Source organism: Rubrivirga marina, from assembly GCF_002283365.1.
GTDB lineage: Bacteria > Bacteroidota > Rhodothermia > Rhodothermales > Rubricoccaceae > Rubrivirga > Rubrivirga marina.
The window spans coordinates 1,416,810-1,433,281 of sequence record NZ_MQWD01000001.1 but is presented as its reverse complement, the minus strand read 5'-3'; the positions used below and the strand labels follow the sequence as shown (position 1 = coordinate 1,433,281).

At 71.7% G+C, this 16,472-nt stretch carries 9 protein-coding genes; all 9 read right to left on the bottom strand.

Annotated features, from left to right (window positions below; genetic code table 11):
* Positions 1 to 1,335: a sugar MFS transporter gene (locus BSZ37_RS05870; protein WP_095512324.1), complete on the bottom strand. Its 1,335-nt coding sequence runs from the start codon at positions 1,333 to 1,335 to the stop codon at positions 1 to 3.
* 47 nt (positions 1,336 to 1,382) lie between these two features.
* Positions 1,383 to 3,494: a discoidin domain-containing protein gene (locus tag BSZ37_RS05865; protein WP_095509648.1), complete on the bottom strand. Its 2,112-nt coding sequence runs from the start codon at positions 3,492 to 3,494 to the stop codon at positions 1,383 to 1,385.
* 10 nt (positions 3,495 to 3,504) lie between these two features.
* The gene (locus BSZ37_RS05860; protein WP_095509647.1) at positions 3,505 to 5,265 is read right to left on the bottom strand and encodes an arylsulfatase; all 1,761 of its coding nucleotides are present in this window, start codon (positions 5,263 to 5,265) and stop codon (positions 3,505 to 3,507) included.
* 4 nt (positions 5,266 to 5,269) lie between these two features.
* A complete protein-coding gene (locus BSZ37_RS05855) occupies positions 5,270 to 6,448 on the bottom strand; it encodes a glycosyl hydrolase (protein ID WP_095509646.1) in 1,179 nt (392 codons plus the stop codon).
* Positions 6,449 to 6,587: 139 nt separating this feature from the next.
* Positions 6,588 to 9,269, bottom strand: coding sequence for a T9SS type A sorting domain-containing protein (locus tag BSZ37_RS05850; RefSeq protein ID WP_095509645.1), 2,682 nt, complete (start codon positions 9,267 to 9,269; stop codon positions 6,588 to 6,590).
* Positions 9,270 to 9,334: 65 nt separating this feature from the next.
* A complete protein-coding gene (locus BSZ37_RS05845; RefSeq protein ID WP_095509644.1) occupies positions 9,335 to 12,334 on the bottom strand; it encodes a TonB-dependent receptor in 3,000 nt (999 codons plus the stop codon).
* Positions 12,335 to 12,576: 242 nt separating this feature from the next.
* Positions 12,577 to 13,782, bottom strand: coding sequence for an AGE family epimerase/isomerase (locus BSZ37_RS05840; protein WP_095509643.1), 1,206 nt, complete (start codon positions 13,780 to 13,782; stop codon positions 12,577 to 12,579).
* A complete protein-coding gene (locus BSZ37_RS05835; protein WP_095509642.1) occupies positions 13,782 to 15,002 on the bottom strand; it encodes a glycoside hydrolase family 130 protein in 1,221 nt (406 codons plus the stop codon). The genes BSZ37_RS05840 and BSZ37_RS05835 overlap by 1 nt, the downstream gene beginning before the upstream one ends.
* Positions 14,999 to 16,471 carry a GH1 family beta-glucosidase gene (locus BSZ37_RS05830; protein ID WP_095509641.1) on the bottom strand — a complete coding sequence of 491 codons (1,473 nt, stop codon included), beginning with the start codon at positions 16,469 to 16,471 and terminating at the stop codon, positions 14,999 to 15,001. The genes BSZ37_RS05835 and BSZ37_RS05830 overlap by 4 nt, the downstream gene beginning before the upstream one ends.
* Position 16,472 lies beyond the last annotated feature (1 nt).

The window sequence follows — 16,472 nt, the reverse complement described above, 5'->3', positions numbered from 1 at the left end:
TCAGACGGTAACGGCGGAGAGCGGCGCCTCAGGGTCGGGCACCTCGGGCGTGGCGCGGGCACGGCTGAGGCCGTACGCCGCGATCGTCCCGTAGCAGAGTGTGAGAAGCAGGAACGCCGGCTGGACGCCGACGGCGTCGGCGAGCGCGCCGTAGAGCGGGGGGACCACGGCGCCGCCGACGATGGCCGTGCACAGGACACCCGAGCCCTGCGCCGTGTGCGGCCCCAGCCCGTCGATGGCGAGCGTGAAGATCGTCGCGAACTGGATCGAGTTGACGAGGCCGACGGCCAGAATCGCGGCCATGGCGAGTACGCCGCCGCTGGCGGCCGAGACGGCCAGCAGGACGATGGCGACGCCGGAGAACACGGTGAGCAGCCGGCCCGGCGAGACGGTCTGGAGCAACGCGGCGCCGACGAACCGGCCCACCATGGCCCCGCCCCAGTAGAGCGCGACGAACGTGCCCGCCAGCCGCTCCACGTTGAACGTCTCGTAGTCGCCGCCCGATAGGAAGCCCGCAATGCCTGCCAACCAAGGCGTGTCGGCCACCAGCGCGGCCACGTCGAGCGCCAGGAAGTAGTTGACGAGGTAGCTCCCGATCGTGACCTCCGCGCCGACGTAGAGGAAGATGCCGACGGCACCCCACACGAGCGCCTTCGACGCGAGCGCGCCGCGGTAGCTGCCCGAGGCGTGGTCGTCGGTCTCGAGGATCTTCGGCAGGTTGAAGACGCCGAACGCGACGGCCAGCACGGCGAGAACGGCCGCCAGCACCACGAACGGCGTCTGGACGGTGCCCGCCTCGGCGGCGTAGTAGGCCGCCCGCTCGGCCTCCCCGAGGCCGGCGATCTCGCCCGACGACAACACCGTGTTGCCCAGGATGAACGCGGCGCCCACGAGCGGAGCGATCGTCGTGCCGAGCGAGTTGAACGCCTGCGCGAGGTTGAGCCGGGACGAGGCTGTCCGCGCCGGGCCGAGGGCCGCGACGTACGGGTTCGCGGCCACCTGCAACACGGTGATCCCGCCCGCGAGGACGAACATCGCCAGGAGGAACAGCGCGTACACCCGGAGCCCGGCCGCCGGGACGAACAACAGGCACCCCACGCCCATCGCCAGCAGCCCCACGACCACGCCCCGCTTGTAGCCGACGCGCGCGATCAGGACCCCGCTCGGGATCGACAGGAGGAGGTACGCCGCGAAAAAGGCGAACTGGACGAGCGCCGCCTCGAAGTAGCTCAGCTCGAACACGGCCTTCAGCCGCGGCACGAGCGCGTCGACCATGACCGTGATGAAGCCCCACAGGAAGAACAGCGTCGTGACGACGGCGAACGGGCCGCGCATCCGGCGCGCCGCCGAGGATCGGTCGTCGGGAGGGGCCGGCTCCATCGTCAGCGGGCGACGGCGAGGGGCCGGGCGAGCGTCTCGCCGCCAGCCCCGAGGCGGACGAGGTAGACGCCGCCGCTCAGGCCGGAGACATCGAACGAAACCGCGTGCGACCCGGCCGGCCGGGCCTCGTCCACGAGCACCGCCACGCGGCGGCCGGTCGCATCGAACACGTCGAGGCGCACCGGGCCGGCTTCGGCGAGGTGGAAGCCTAGGGCCGCCGCGCCCGCCGCCGGGTTCGGGCGCGGCGCGTCGAGGCGGACGCCCCCGACTGTCCCCGCCTCGGCGGCAACGTCGCCGGCCGGGAGCCCGAACACGGCGAGCTCCCACAGCGAGTAGCCGTACTGCTGCCCCGCGATCGTCGTCCGCCGGGCCCCGTGCATCCGGACGTGCCGGGCCGTCGCGGGCTCATCGAGCACGATCTCGTCGGTCCCCCCGTCGCCCGCGGTCTCGGTAAAGACGGACGTCCAGCCTTGACCGTCGAGCGACGTCTCGATGGCGTAGGCCTCCCCGAAGGCGGCCTCCCACGAGAGCACGACGCGCTCGACGGCGTACGCCGCGCCGAGGTCGACCGCCAACCACTCGTCGTCGGGGTCGTCGTCGAGTTGGGCGTCGGGCGTGCCGCCATTCGAGCCGTCGTTCCAGGCGCTCGCCCAGCGTGTAGACGCGTCGCCGTCGGTCGCGAGGCCCGGGACGAGCGGGGCGCCGCAGCACGTCTCCCACGTGGAGCCCGTCGTCGTCCCGTCGAGCGCGCGGTTGACCTCGCTCGGGTCGAGCACGCGGACCGTGACCTCCGCCGTCTCGGTGTTGGAGGCGTCGTCGAGGTCGGTGGCGACGAGCGTGTAGGTCGTCGTCTCCGTCGGCGTGACGGTCAGGCTCCCGGCCGGGCCGACGGGCGCACCGTCGATCGACACGCTCGCCCCGCTGGTCTCCCAGGAGAGCACGCTCTCCCCGCCCGCCTCGATGCCCTCCGGCGACGCTGTGAACGACATCAGTCGAAACCCGGCGTCGACGTCCACCACCTCCGGGTGGCGCTCGAACATGGCCGCCGCGTTCTCCAGGATCCGCGGCCAGTTGACGACGCCCTCGGCGCCGGTCGGGTAGTTGAACCACTGCCAGCCGAGGCCGCCCGCGTAGCCGCGGTCGTAGAGCGTGGTGTACGCGTCCTCGTAGGGCACGCCGAAGATGGCGTCCTCGTCGCCGTCGCCGGAGCCGCTGTGGCCGCCGCCGAGGAAGAACTCGGCCATGACGATGGGCTTGTCGAGGCCCCAGTGGTCCGCGTCGTGGTGGAACGGCGAGAGCTGCGTCCCGCCCCACTCGTAGTAGTGGACGCTGTAGAAGTCGAGCGTCCCCAACTCGTCGCCGCCGGCCGCGACCAGCTCGGCGTCGCTGTAGTAGTTCTTGTTGTTCGGCCCCGGCACCACGTCCGACGACGCGCGGAAGCTCCACGACCCGTTGGTCACCAGCGCCTCGGGCGCCGCGCGGTGGATGGCCCCGGCCGTCTGGTTCACGAACCGCTGGACGTGCGTCATGTTGACCCGCTCGGGCGTCCACCCGAACTGCCCCGTCATCCCCTCGGGCTCGTTGAAGATCTCCCACGCGATGATCGCCGGGTGATCGGCGAGCGCCTCCACCATCGGCGTGAGCGCGTTGTCGATGTAGGTCTGCGTGAGCTCCGCGCTCTCAAGGAGCGCCCGGTTCTGCGCCAGCTTCGCCGGCGACCGCCCATTCTGGAGCATGTCGAACGACCACAGGCAGAGGACGAGGCCGACCTCGTGCTCCCACGCGAGGTCGAGGATGGCCTCTAGGTCCTCGATGGCCCCCGCCCCCGGCCCGGTGATCGCGCCGACCTCGGTGGCGCTGTAGGCCGGCGTGGCGTCGCCGGTCGTGTGGAGCCAGAGGCGCATCGTGTTGCCCCCACTCGCGTGGAGGTCGGAGAACGCCTCCTCGAACCGGGCGAGGTCCGTCGTCCCCGGCCCGATGTCTCGGGCGAAGTCGACCCACGCGACGTTGCCGCCGCTCAGCCAGAGGTCTTGGTCGTTGAAGCGGACGGTGCCCTGGGCGAGAGCCGGGGCGCCGACGGCGAACGCCGCCAGCAGGACGAGGAGTCGGGACATGACGGGACGGCTAGCGGACACGATGGAGGGTGACGGCGTGGAGGTCGAGGGCGTCGGGCCCCGGGGCGGCGACCAGGTCGACGGCGAGACGGGCGGGGCCGGCGCCGAGGCGGAGGGTGCCGGCGTCGAGGGGCATCCAGGGCTTGGCGTAGACCTCGCCGCGGGGGACGCGGTCGGGGCTCGGCAAAAACGGGGGGTCGAACGCGCGGTCGACGACGGCCTCCGTCGTGGCCGCCCCCGACGCGACGCGGAGGCGGACGCCGGGCGCGGGCGCCGTGACGTCGAGGACGACGCGGTAGACGCCGGCCTCGACCACGTCGAGCGCCCACGCGGCCCGGTCGCCGTCGGCGCCCCACCCCGTGAGCCAGTCGTTCGCCCAGCCGCTCTCGCCCGCGTAGCGGACGCCGCCCGCCTGCGTGCTCTCCACCGCCGGCAGCGTGACGACGGGGGCCTCGGGGAATCCGACCGGGATCCGCCGGGGCGCATCCAGCCCTCGCGTGACGTCGGCGAACCACGCGTCGTAGGCCGCCGCCAGCCGGCGGGCCACGTCGGGGTGGTGGGCGGCGACGTCGACAGCCTCGGACGGGTCGGCGGCCATGTCGAACAGCTCCCAGCCGGCGCCCTCTCGGACCAGCCGCCAGCGGTCCGTGCGAACCGCTCCAGGGTAGGGCTCCAGGTCGGCGCCGCGGGAGTGGTGCGTAAACAGCGTCCGCCCGGTGGGCGCGGGGCCGGTCCCGAGCAGGGCCGGCGCGAGGCTCACACCGTCCAGGACGAGGCCGGCGGGGAGCGGAACGCCCGCGAGGTCCGCGAGCGTCGGCAGCAGGTCGATGTGCGCGGCGAGCTCCGGCACCGTCGCCCCGGCCTCGATCCGGCCCGGCCAGCGGACGAACAGCGGGACCCGGCTCCCCCCCTCGTGGACGCTCGCCTTGAACCCGCGCATGTGTCCGTTGAAGCGGTCCCCGTTCGGCCCGTTGTCGGTCAGGAACACGACGACGGTCCGCTCCGCCAGCCCGAGCGCCTCGATCCGGTCGAGCAGGCGCCCGAGGTTGTCGTCCACGTTCTCAACCATGCCGTACACGGCCGCCGTCCGGTCGTCGAAGCCCCGGGCCTTGTAGCGGTCGAAGTAGGCGTCGGGGACCTGGAAGGGACTGTGGGGCGCGTTGTATGGGACGTAGGCAAGGAACGGGCGGTCCCGGTTCCGCTCCACGAAAGCCAGTGCCGAGTCGGTGAGCACGTCGGTGATGAACCCCCGCGTCTCGACCTCCCGCCCGTTCGCGACGAGCGGCGCGTCGACGTAGTTGTTCCAGTGGCCGGCCGAGAAGCCGACGAACGTGTCGAACCCCTGCCCGAGGGGGTCCGAGGGGTAGTGGCTCCCGTTGTGCCACTTCCCGAACAGTCCCGTCGCGTAGCCCGCGGCGCCGAACACCTCAGCGATCGTGACCTCCTCTGGGCGCATCGTCTCCAGCCCGTACGTCACCCACTGCGTGCCGGTGCGGAGGCTGTAGCGGCCGGTCAGGAGGCTGGCGCGCGACGGGGCGCAGACCGGGCTCACGTAGAACCGCTCGAACCGGGCGCCTTCCCTCGCCAGCCGGTCCATGACCGGCGTATCGAGGAGCGGGTTGCCGTGGCTGCGGACGTCGCCCCACCCCTGGTCGTCCGTCATCACGAGAAGGACGTTGGGACGGGTCTCCTGGCCGCGAACGGCGCCCGCCAGCACCAGCCCCATGGCCAGGAGGCAGAGCGCGGCGCGAGCAGGAGGAGCGATCGGCATCGGGCTAGCGCTCGTAGAGGTCGGGGAGATCGTCCTCCAGGAGGACGAAGTCGGTGGCGGCGAAGCGGCGGAAGTCCTCGGCGTCGACGCCGTCGGGGTGCGGGCCGAACCAGTGCGTCGTGCTCTCGCCGCGGGCCGCGCGCGCCTCGGCGTTCGCGTTGCGCCACACGAGCGCGTAGGCGATTCGCCGGGCGACTGGGTCCGCCTCGATCGCGCGGAGGAGTCGGTTCGTCCACCAGTCGTCGTCGGGAACGCCTTCGAGGCCGGTCTCGCTGAGCACGGCCAGCTTGCCGCGGGCCTCCGCCAGCCGAACCACGGTGGCGAGGCGCCGCGTCATGGCGGCGACCGTCGAGTCGGTCCGGAGCGCCTGGTAGTCGTCGGAGCCGAGGACGTCGACGTAGGCGTCGCCGGGGTAGCGCTCGAGGTACTCGGCCTCCGACTCGAAGACGTCGGGCGAGTACACGTAGAGCAGGTTGTGGAGGTCGCGCCCGTCGCGGAGGTACTCGACGGTGAACCGCCAGAGCGACTTGTAGTCCTCCACAGAGGTCTGATCGGCGCCCCACCAGAACCAGCTCCCGGTGTGCTCGTGGTACGGCCGGAAGAGGACGGGGATGGGCCGGCCCTCGGCGTCGCGGAGGCCGTCGACGAAGTCCGCGAACGTGTCGAGCCAGCCGCGGAACGCGTCGTGGTTCTCGCCCCCGGGGACGACCGTGTGGACGGCCGGCGTCGTGTCCCACGTGTTGCCGCCCGAGACCGGGTTCGCCATGTGCCAGGCGATCGTGATGACCCCGCCACGGGCGTGGCCCTCGCGGATCCACCGCTGCATGTCGTCAAAGGCGACGCCGTCGAGGTTCTCCTCCGCCCCGAGCTCCAGGTCGCCGAGCTCCCAGCCGTAGACGGCCGGGTACGAGCCGGCGGTCTCCTTCACGTCCGAGCGGCCGGGCTCCCGGTCCCACGTCACCCCGTAGGCGAGGTCGTCCTGGTGGCCGAACAGGAGGTGGTCCGGCGCGAGCGCGCGGAGGTTGACGAAGAGGGCCCGCGTCTCAGCCGTCGCGTCGGGGTCGACGAGGTCCGCCTCGGGCGCGGCGTCGCCGAGGCGGGCCGGGGCGGCGCAGCCGGCGACGGCGAGCGCGAGGACGAGGAGCCGGAAGGCCGGCGGGGCCAGCAGGTGGCGGGCGGTCATGGGACGTGGTGGGCAGAGTCCAAAAAAAGACCCCCACGCGAGGCGGGGCGGGTGCGGCGTCGCCGCTCGCCCACCGCGGTGGGGGTCCTGTCCGCCGGCGGACGGCGTCGCGTCTGCCGGCGGGCTCGTCCGGGCTACTCTACCGGACGATGGTCAGGCGGCGGGCCTGGATGCCGACCGGCGTCGAGAGCCGGTAGACGTAGGTCCCGCTCGCGAGGCCGCGCGCGTCGAGGCGCACCTCGTGGTCGCCGGCCGACATCAGCCCGTCGGCCAGCGTCGAGACGCGACGGCCGAGGACGTCGAACACGTCGAGGCGGACGTCGGCCGACTCGGCGAGGGCGAACCGGATCGTCGCCGTGCCGGCGGTCGGGTTCGGGAACGAGGTCCCGAGGGCCCAGCCCTCCGGCAGCTCCTCGACGGCCGTGCCGCCGCCGTCATAAAGGTTGAACAGGACGTAGTCGAGTTCCACATCGCCCGACGTCGAGACGATGCGGACCGTGTGCGTCCCCTCGCCCAGCGTCACCTCCGGCGCGACGGCCTCGCGCGTCGCGATGTCGGTGGTGGCGTCGAAGGAGAGGTCGCCCGCCTTCGTGCCGTCGACGTAGATCTCGCCCGTCGCCCCGCTCGCCGAGCGGTAGACGAGGCGCGGGATGGCCGACCCGATCCCCGAGGGGATGGTGATCGACACTTCCGTGCTGCCGCCGGCCGGCAGCAGCACCGACTGGAAGCCGCTCGCGCAGAAGACCTCCTCGTCGCAGACGAGGGTCGTCCCCGTGGCGAGGGCCTCGACGGTCGAGAGCGTCTCGAGCGTCGCGCCGGCGTCGTCGGTGATCTCGACGTCGCGGATGAAGAAGTCCCCGCCCCAGCCGGCGGCGATCCGGAGCGTGTGCGTGCCGGGCCCGAGCACGAGGGCGCCGGCGCCGTCCGGGTTCTGGCCGTCGAAGACGACGACGTTCGAGCTGTTGAACTCGGCGGCCGCGAACGAGCCGTCCTGCGGGAGCGGGAAGCCACCCGAGAGCGCGGCGCAGTCCGTCGTGCCGTCGTACGCCACGAAGTCCTCGCGGCAGTACATCGTCTCGCCGTAGAGGTTTTGCGTGTTGAGCTGGACGCCGTCGAGGAAGACCCGCGTGCCGCGGGCGTCCTGCGAGGGCCCGAGGCTCACGACCGTCCGCACGCCGACCGTGACGTCGCTCGTGTTGCCGAGGTCGAACGACCACGACACCGTCCCGTTCTGGAGGTTGATGTCGGTGGTGCCCGCAACGGTCTGGACGGCCGCGCCGCCGGCGACCGTGCCGGCCTCGGCCTCGGCCTGGAGGACCTCGGCGACCTCACGCGGCCCGCCGCCCGCGAGGTTCTCGATCTCCGTGATGTAGTCCTCGCGGTTGGCGAGGTAGTCCTCCTTCGCCTCCGGGTACCAGTTCAGGTCGCCGAGCGGAAGGCCGTCGGTGCCCGCCGACAGGAGCGCCGTGTTGGAGTAGGTGAAGTCCTCCGGCGGCGGGAAGTTGATCGCGAGCGGGTTGTCGCTCCGGCCGGGGTCCCAGTACACGACCGCCCACGGCTGGGCGGCGCCCGGCGTGGCCGCGTCGGCGATGAACTCCTGCATCTGGGCGATCGTCGCGGCGTCCGTCGGCGCCGTCGTCAGGCCCGGCTCCAGCTGCGTGTTGTTCTGGAACACGCGGTGCTCGGGGTCGGCCTCGAAGAAGCCCCGCGTCGTGTCGCTGATGATCGGCTGCGACCGGACGACGGGGTCGAGCGTCCCGTAGAAGCTCTCGATCTCCGGCTGGCGGTACAGGTTGTTGTTCGCGAACACGATCCGCCGGTCCTGCTCCAGGCCGAACCGGCCCGGAAGCTGCGCGATCTGGAACACGCCCGTGAACGGGTCGGCCCGGTCGGGCGCCGTGTACTGGTCCTCGCTCTCCCCCTGCCAGAAGGGGTTGACCATGATGTTGTTGGCGATGTAGGCCCGCTTCCAGATCCCGCCCGCGTTGAACGTGAGCCCAAAGTTGACGAGCGTGTTGTGGTTGAACACGAAGTACTCGACCGGCGCGGCCTCGGACTGGAACGGGAACGAGGTGAGGTTGAAGAACGAGTTGTTCTCGAACGCCACCGTGTCCGCCCCGGCCTCGAGCCGGATGGCCCGCCCGGCGTAGCGTTGGGTCGGGTTCGAGTCCGAGAGGTTCCGGAACAGGCTGTTGCGGACGTAGATGTCGTTCCCGCCGGCCTTGAACCCGAGGTGGTGCCAGTCGTTGCGGTCGAACACGACGCCGTCGTACTCGAAGTACGAGTTCGACGAGTTGATCACGATCGGCTCGTAGTTGGCGAGCGCGCCCTGGTCGCCCTGGCCCTGGAGCCAGACGTTCTTGAGCACCTGGCCGCCGTTGCCGTCGCCGCTCGACTCGATCATGACGCCGTCGATCGACCCGTCCCCGCGCGTGACGCGCTGGAGGACGGCCGGGCCGAAGTCGTCGCAGTTGTCGGGGTTCGTCTCGCCCGGCGGGCAGTCGAGGTCGATGATGTCGGCTTCGTCACGGGTCTGGCCCACGAGACGGAGGTCGAACCCGGCGTTCGCGATCCGGTCCTCGTTGTAGTAGAGGCCGCCGCGGCGGAGGACGTAGACGCGGTCCGCCGGGCGGTCGGTGTCGTTGGCGATCGCGTTGCGGAGCGCGTTGTTCTCCGGCACGAAGTCGCCGTTCAGGTCCCAGTCGACGAGGCACTCGGCCTGCGTCGTCGGGCAGACGGTGTAGTCCTGGGCGGCCGCGGCGGGCGGCCACGCCCACGCGACCAGCGCGGCGAGGGCGAGGGTGGAGTAGGAAAGTCTCATGGGGGCCTCGGAGGGCGAGTGATGAGAGGGGAGGCCGGCGGATCGTCCCGCCGGCCGGGAAACGATCAGAGGCGGACGCGGGCGCCGACGTCGACGGTGAACCCGTAGAGCTCGCGGTAGCTGAGCGAGTCCTGGTTGAACAGGTACCCCTCGGCCGCCGTGTCCTGGTTGGTGTAGATCTGGTCCGGCCGGTTGTTGAGGTTGTTCAGGTTGGCGAACACCTCGAGCCCACGCGGGAGCTGCTGCCGGACCGAGAGGTCGAACCGGGAGTAGTCGCCGACGAACGTGTCGAAAAGCCGGTTCGTCGGGTCGACGTAGGAGGCCGTGTTGCTCTGGAAGAGGTACGAGAGCCGCGTCGAGAAGCCCTTGTAGTCGTACCCCAGCGTGACGTTGGCGAGGTGCGCGGCCTGGTCCGGCATCCGGCCCACGCGCGACGAGTCGATGAACGTCACGACGTCGGAGCAGAGGCGGCCCTCACACGTCCGCTCCACCTCGCGGCGGACGAACGTGTACGTCGCCTCCGAGAAGGACCGGGTGTAGTTGAGGTTCAGGACGAGCCCGCGCAGCGCCCCCGGCAGGTACGAGAAGTTGGTCTGCCATTCGAACTCGTAGCCGTAGAAGGTGACCGGGTTCGGGTTGTTGGCGACCGTCTGAAGCCGGGGGTTCGCCGTGCCCGAGTACCACGCTTCCGGGATGTTCGTGCCCTCGAGGAGGTCCGGCGGGAGCTGGTCTGGGATGACGCTCGGGTACCGGACCACGAAGATGAGGTCGTCGATCTCCTTGTAGAACCCGGAGACCCCGACGAGCCCGAGGTTGCCGCGGGCGATCTGGAGCGAGGCGTCGTAGTTCGTCGCCTGCGACGGGCGGATGTTCGAGTTGGCCGCCGTGATCTGGAAGTTGAACACGTCGATCGACGAGATCGGCGCGTACTGGCTGAAGTCGGGCCGCGTGATCGTCTCGGTCCGCGCCAGCCGGAGCGACACCCAGTCGACGGGGCGGACGTCGAGGTGGACCATGGGGAGCCAGAACCCGTTCTCGCGCTCGACCTCGATCCGGTCGAGGGCCGGCGGCGGCACGCCCGGCGTGGCGCCCGTGACCTCGCGGAAGACCTGGCCGTTGTACCGCGCGTAGTCCCCCTCGTAGCGGACGCCCGGAATGAGCGTGACGTAGGACCCGAGGTCGAGCCGCGCCATGACGTAGCCGGCCTGGTACCGCTCGACGCCGTCGTAGTCGCGGCCGGCCGAGTCGAGCTGGTCGGGGAAGATCTCGTTGGCGTACTCGTCCTGGGTGCCCCGCGCGTTCGGCGAGCACCGGTCGCTCTCGAGCCCGTCGAGGACCGTCAGGAGCATGTCGTAGTCCGGCACGAGGCCGAACCCGAAGTCGCCGTCAAGGAACTCGTCTCGCCGGTAGTCCGAGAGGACGGCCGTGATCGGGAGCGAGCCGCCGTCGAACGACTCGGCGAGGGCGGGGACCGACTCCTCGAGGCACTGGAAGAGGTCGGCGTCAGGGTACTGGATGTTGCCGCGGGCCCGCCGGTTGTTGTCGAAGACCCGGTCGAGCCAGCGGAGCTTCCCGCCCGTCTTGACGAAGCCCGTGACCCACTCGCCGAGGCGGAACGGGACCTGGAGGTTGGCCTGGAGCGCCGACTGGTCGTCGTCGAGGTGCGTGTCGTCGACGTAGACCTGCGACAGCGTGATCGTCGAGTCGACGCGGATGAGCGGGCCGACGTCGAGGGCCGGGACGCCGTAGCGGTCCGGGGCGCCGCCCTGGAAGCCTGACCCGTCGTCGGTGAACGTGAACCCGATGTTCTCGGGGCTGTCGGAGCGCGACCGCGTGAGCGAGCCGGTCACGTCGTAGCGGAGCCACCCGAAGTCCTGCTCGACGCCGAGGGCGCTCGTCAGGATCGAGGTGGTCCCGGCCACGTCCTGGACCGAGTAGTTCAGGTTGTTCTCGGTCGCGTTCTGGAGCCGGAAGAAGCCGTCGCTGCGCAGCTCGTTGTAGAACGCGTTGGCCGTGACGCGCCCGGCCGGCACGGTGTAGTCGAGGAGGAGGCTCCCGCCAGTCCGCCCGCGCGTGACGTTCTCCTCGCGCGTGTCCACGCTGCTGACGTAGACGAGGTCGGTCCCGGTCTCGGCGTCGGACGACCGGCCGTAGCCGAGGCTCACCTTGTCGGCGCTCCGGTCGTACTCGTCGGTGTTGACCGTGGCGATGGCCCCGATCCGGTCGCCCCAGAACCGGTTGCTGACGGTCCCCACGAACTTGTAGTTGCCGTAGGCGTCCTGGAGGCCCGTGTAACCGCCCTGGCCGAGAACATCCATGCTCAAGCCTGAGGGCGCGTCGCGGAGCCGGAGGTCGACCGAGCCGCCGATCGCGTCGCCGTCCATGTCGGGCGTGATGGCCTTCCGGACCTCGATCCCGGCGAGCGTGTTCGACGAGATGAGCGAGAGGTCGACGGACCGGTCGCCCTCGCCCGTGCTCGGCAGGCGGACGCCGTTGACGGTCACCGTGTTGTACTTCGGCGAGAGCCCGCGGATGGCCACCTTGTTGGCCTCACCGCCGGAGCGCTGGATGGCCACGCCGGGAAGGCGCCCGATCGACTCGGCCGCGTTGTTGTCCGGGAGCTCCTGGATCCGGTCGCTCGACACCACGTTGCCGACGGTCGCGCTCCGGAACTGCTCGTTGATGGCCGAGAGCTGGCCGGCCACCTGGGCCGTGACCTCGACGCCCTCCAGCGTGAGGAAGCTCAGCTCGGCCTCGACCTCGACCGTCCCGCCGTCCGGCACGTCGACGGCGAGCGTGTCGCTGACGTAGCCGACGTACGACACGATGAGCTGTTGGGGGCCGGACGGCGCGTTTGGGATCGTGAACCGCCCGTCGATGTCGGCCGCGGCGCCGATCGAGGTGCCCACGATCCGGGCGCTCGCCCCGATCAGCGCCTCGCCGGACTGGGCATCGGTCACGGTGCCCACGATCCGGCCAGCGGCCGGACTCGGGGTCGCGAGGGTCGGGGCGGCGACGAGGGCCGCCAGCGCGAGGAGGCCCAGGCGGGCGGTGCGCGGGATCATGCGGAGAGAGCGTCGGAGAGCAGCGGGGCCGGTGGGCGAAAGGCCCGGTCCGGCTTCACGGATAGTATATCAATCAATTTGATTATTGCAAGCGCTTCCGACGATTCCCGGGCCCAAGCCTCCGCGTGAGGCTCCTTTCCTGCCCTGTGGGCGGGGGTGGACTCCTTTGTGACCTGCGCCCGGAAGCGGAAGGCCTTCGCGTCGTCCCCTTTCGCCTCGACCGGACGCCGGTCCGAACCGGCTCAGGGCGGGACGGGGGCCCCCGCCCGCTCCATGATCTCGAGGCAGGCGCGGGCGTTGTGGTACGGGCACTTCCAGGGCCCGACCGTGTCCTCCTCGCGGTACGGCACGCCCTCCCGGTCGACGCGGAAGAACCACTCCCCGCCGTCGCGGTCGACGATGGCGCGCTGGATGAAGGCCCAGGTCCGGTGGGCGGCCTCCGCGAAGGAATCGTCGTCCGTGCGCTCGTAGGCGTTGAGGAAGCCGACGACGGCCTCGGCCTGCGGCCACCAGTGCTTGTCGGTGTCGAGGCGCCCGTCCGACCCACGCTCGTTGAACAGGCCGCCGTCGGCGTCGAGGCCCTCCTCCCGCGCGAGCCGCGCGAGGCGGAGGGCGACGGGCCGGACCCGGGCCGCGAGGCCGGCATCATCGAGGACGGCCGCGGCCTCGTCCAGCAGCCAACTCGCCTCCACGTCGTGGCCGAACGAGACGTCGGCCGAGAGCGGCGTCCAGTCCATGCCGAAGAACAGACCGAGGTGGCCGGTCTCGGGATCGACGATGTGGTCGAGGAAGGTCTCGACGAGCGCTCGGAGTCGGCCGGCCACGCCGGCGTCGGGCCAGACGCGGTAGAGGGTCGTGTAGGCCTCCAGCACGTGGAGGTGCGTGTTCATCGACTTCGGCGCGTCGGCGTCCTTCTCGCTCAGGCGGAGGTCGGCGGCCGGGCCCCAGTCGCACGAGAACGCCTCGATGTAGCCGCCGTGCTCCGGGTCGACGGCGCGGTCTTCGAGGAGCCGGTAGAGGTCCTGCGCCCACGCCAGGGCCTCGCCGTCGCCGCGCTGGCGGACGTGCTCGGCGAGGGCGTAGATCGTGAAGGCCTGCGCGTACACCTGCTTCTTGTCGTCGACCGGCGTCCCGTCCGGCGCGACGGTCCAGTAGACGCCGCCGTGCTCGGGGTCGGCGAAGTGGGTCCGGAGGGCGTCGCAGGCGCGGTCGGCCTCGGCGCACCAGCGGTCGGTGCCGAGAGCGCGGCACGCCGCGGCGAAGGTCCACAGGATGCGCGCGTTGAGGACGCTGCCCTTGGCCGCCTCGGGCACGCGCCGGCCGTGGCCGTCGATCCGACCGACGAACCCGCCGTGCTCGTCGTCGAGCGTCCGCTCGGCCCAGAACGGGAGGATGTGGTCCACGAGTTCGGCGCGGGCCTCCTCGGCGAGGTCGGCAAGGTCTTCCATCAGCGGTCGAGGAACGCGCGGTTCTTGCGGATGAGCGCGAGCCGCTGGTCGACGGCGGCGGCCGAGCGGAGGCTGTCCGGGGGCGTGTGGAGCGCGTAGTCGACGAGCCGGTCGACGGTGCTCGTGGCGACGTGGAGGCGCGTGTCGGACGAGGCGTAGTAGACGAACACCCGCCCGTCGTCGTCCGCGACCCAGCCGTTCGCGAACGTCACGTTCGACACGTCGCCGACGCGCTCCTCGCCCTGCGGCTCGATGAGGTGGCCGCCCGGGGCGTGCGTCACGCGCCACGGCTTGTCGAGCGCCGTCAGGAAGAGGTACGTCACGTAGCGGAGGCCCGCGGCGGTGCCCCGGACGCCATGCGCGAGGTGGAGCCACCCGGCCTCCGTCTTGATCGGCGGCGGGCCCTGCCCGTTCTTGACCTCCTTCACCGAGTGGTACACGCGCGGGTCAACCACGTCCTCTCGCTCGACGCGCGCGCCGTCCATCGTCGGCGACGTGCCCCAGCCGATCCCGCCACCCGAGCCGGCCGAGATGAAGCCGTCCTGCGGCCGCGTGTACAGCCCGTACTGGCCGTCGACGAACTCGGGGTGGAGCACCACGTTGCGTTGCTGCGGGTTCGGCGTCACGAGGTCGGGAAGGCGCTCCCACGACCGGAGGTCCGTCGTCCGCGCGATGCCGCACTGGGCGATGGCGGCCGAGAGGTCGCCCTGGGCGTGGGCCTCCGGGTCGGGCCGCTCGGTGCAGAAGAGGCCGTAGATCCAGCCGTCCTCGTGCGCCGTGAGCCGCATGTCGTAGACGTTCGTGTCGGGCTCGTCGGTCTCCGGCATCACGAGCGGCTCGTCCCAGAACCGGAACCGGTCGACGCCCGTCGGGCTCTCGGCGACGGCGAAGAACGACTTCCGGTCGACGCCCTCCATGCGCGCCACGACGAGGTACCGGCCGTCGAGCCGGATCGCCCCCGCGTTGAACGCGGCGTTGACGCCCAGCCGCTCCATCATGAACGGGTTCGTCGACGGGTCGAGGTCGTAGCGCCACTCGAGCGGCGCGTGGTCGCCGGTGAGGACGGGGTACCGGTAGCGGGTGTAGATCCCGTTTCCGAGAGGCTCGGGCGTGTTGGGGCGTTCGACGAGCGCCTCGTGCGCGTCGCGGAGCGCCGTCAGCCGAGCGGCCGGCGCGTCGAGGGCGACGGACGCGCCATTGCCGTGGGAGTCTGGGGTCATCGGGGGGAGCGCAGTCGGGCCGGCGCGTCGGCGCCGGCGGGGAGAGAGGCGAGAGCCGGAGCCGCCGCGCCGTCGCCGGCCGCCGCGTCGTCGGTCAGCCCGCCTCGGGCGATCACGTCGCGGTACCAGCGCGCCGAGGCCTTCGGCGTCCGCGTACCCGTGGCGAAGTCGACGTGGTGGAGCCCGAACCGCTTGTCGTAGCCCGAGGCCCACTCGAAGTTGTCGAGGAGCGACCAGAGGAAGTAGCCGCGGAGGTCGGCGCCGTCGGCGATGGCGTCGTGGCAGGCGGCCAGGTAGCCGGCGTGGTAGTCGATCCGCCGGGCGTCCTCGACGGCCCCATCCACGACCTCGGCGTCGTAGGCGCAGCCGTTCTCGGTGAGCACGACCGGCGGCCGGCCGTAGCGGTCGTCGATCCACCCCAACAGTTGGCGGCAGCCGTCGGGCACGACGGGCCAGCCCATCGCCGTCGTCGGCCAGTCGGGGTCGACCGAGACGGCGACGTCTTGGTCCTCGGCCCAGCCCACGTTGGCGCCGTCGTAGACCGGCCCGCCGCCGTCGGCGTGGGCGACGAGGTGGGTGGTGTAGTGGTTGAGCCCGAAAAAGTCGGCCGAGCCGCGGAGCCGGGCCCGGTCCTCGTCTGAGAACGTCGGGAGGCGGCCGCCGAGGCGCTCGCGCATCGAGGCGGGATAGTCGCCGTGGTAGAGCGGGTCGGCGAACCAGCCGAGGTAGAACTCGAGCGCGCGCTGGGCGGCGGCCCGGTCGGCCGGGGCGCCCGAGGCGGGCTCGCGCCAGTCGCAGTTGTTGGCCATCCCGATCACGCCGCCCTGGTCGGCCTGGAACTCGCGACGGTAGACCTCGGCGGCGGCGCCGTGGGCGCGGAGCATCTCGTGCCCCGCGCGGTACGGCCCGTCGGCCGAGGCGAGGCCCGGCGCGAACGTGCCCTCACCGTAGCCGATGACGGCCGTCACCCACGGCTCGTTGAGCGTGATCCAGTGGCGGACACGGTCGCCGAGCGCGTCGAAGCAGATCCGCGCGTAGTCGGCGAAGGCGTCGGCCATGCGCGGGCTGAGCCAGCCGCCGTGCTCTTCCTGGAGCGCGAGCGGGAGGTCCCAGTGGTGGAGCGTGACCCACGGCGTGATGCCGGCCTCCAGGAGCGCGTCGACGAGGTCGGAGTAGAACCGGAGGCCGGCCTCGTTCGCGGCGCCGGTGCCGGTTGGCTGGACGCGCGGCCACGAGATCGAGAACCGGTACGCTTTGAGGCCGAGGTCGGCCATGAGCGCGACGTCCTCGCGGAAGCGCGTGTAGTGGTCGCAGGCGACGTCGCCGGTGTGGCCGTTGGCGATCCGGCCGGGCGTGTGGGCGAAGGCGTCCCACACCGACGGCCCCTTGCCGTCGGCGTCCCACGCGCCCTCGATCTGGTAGGCGGACGTGGCGGCGCCCCACACGAAGTCCTCCGGGAAGCGGCGCATG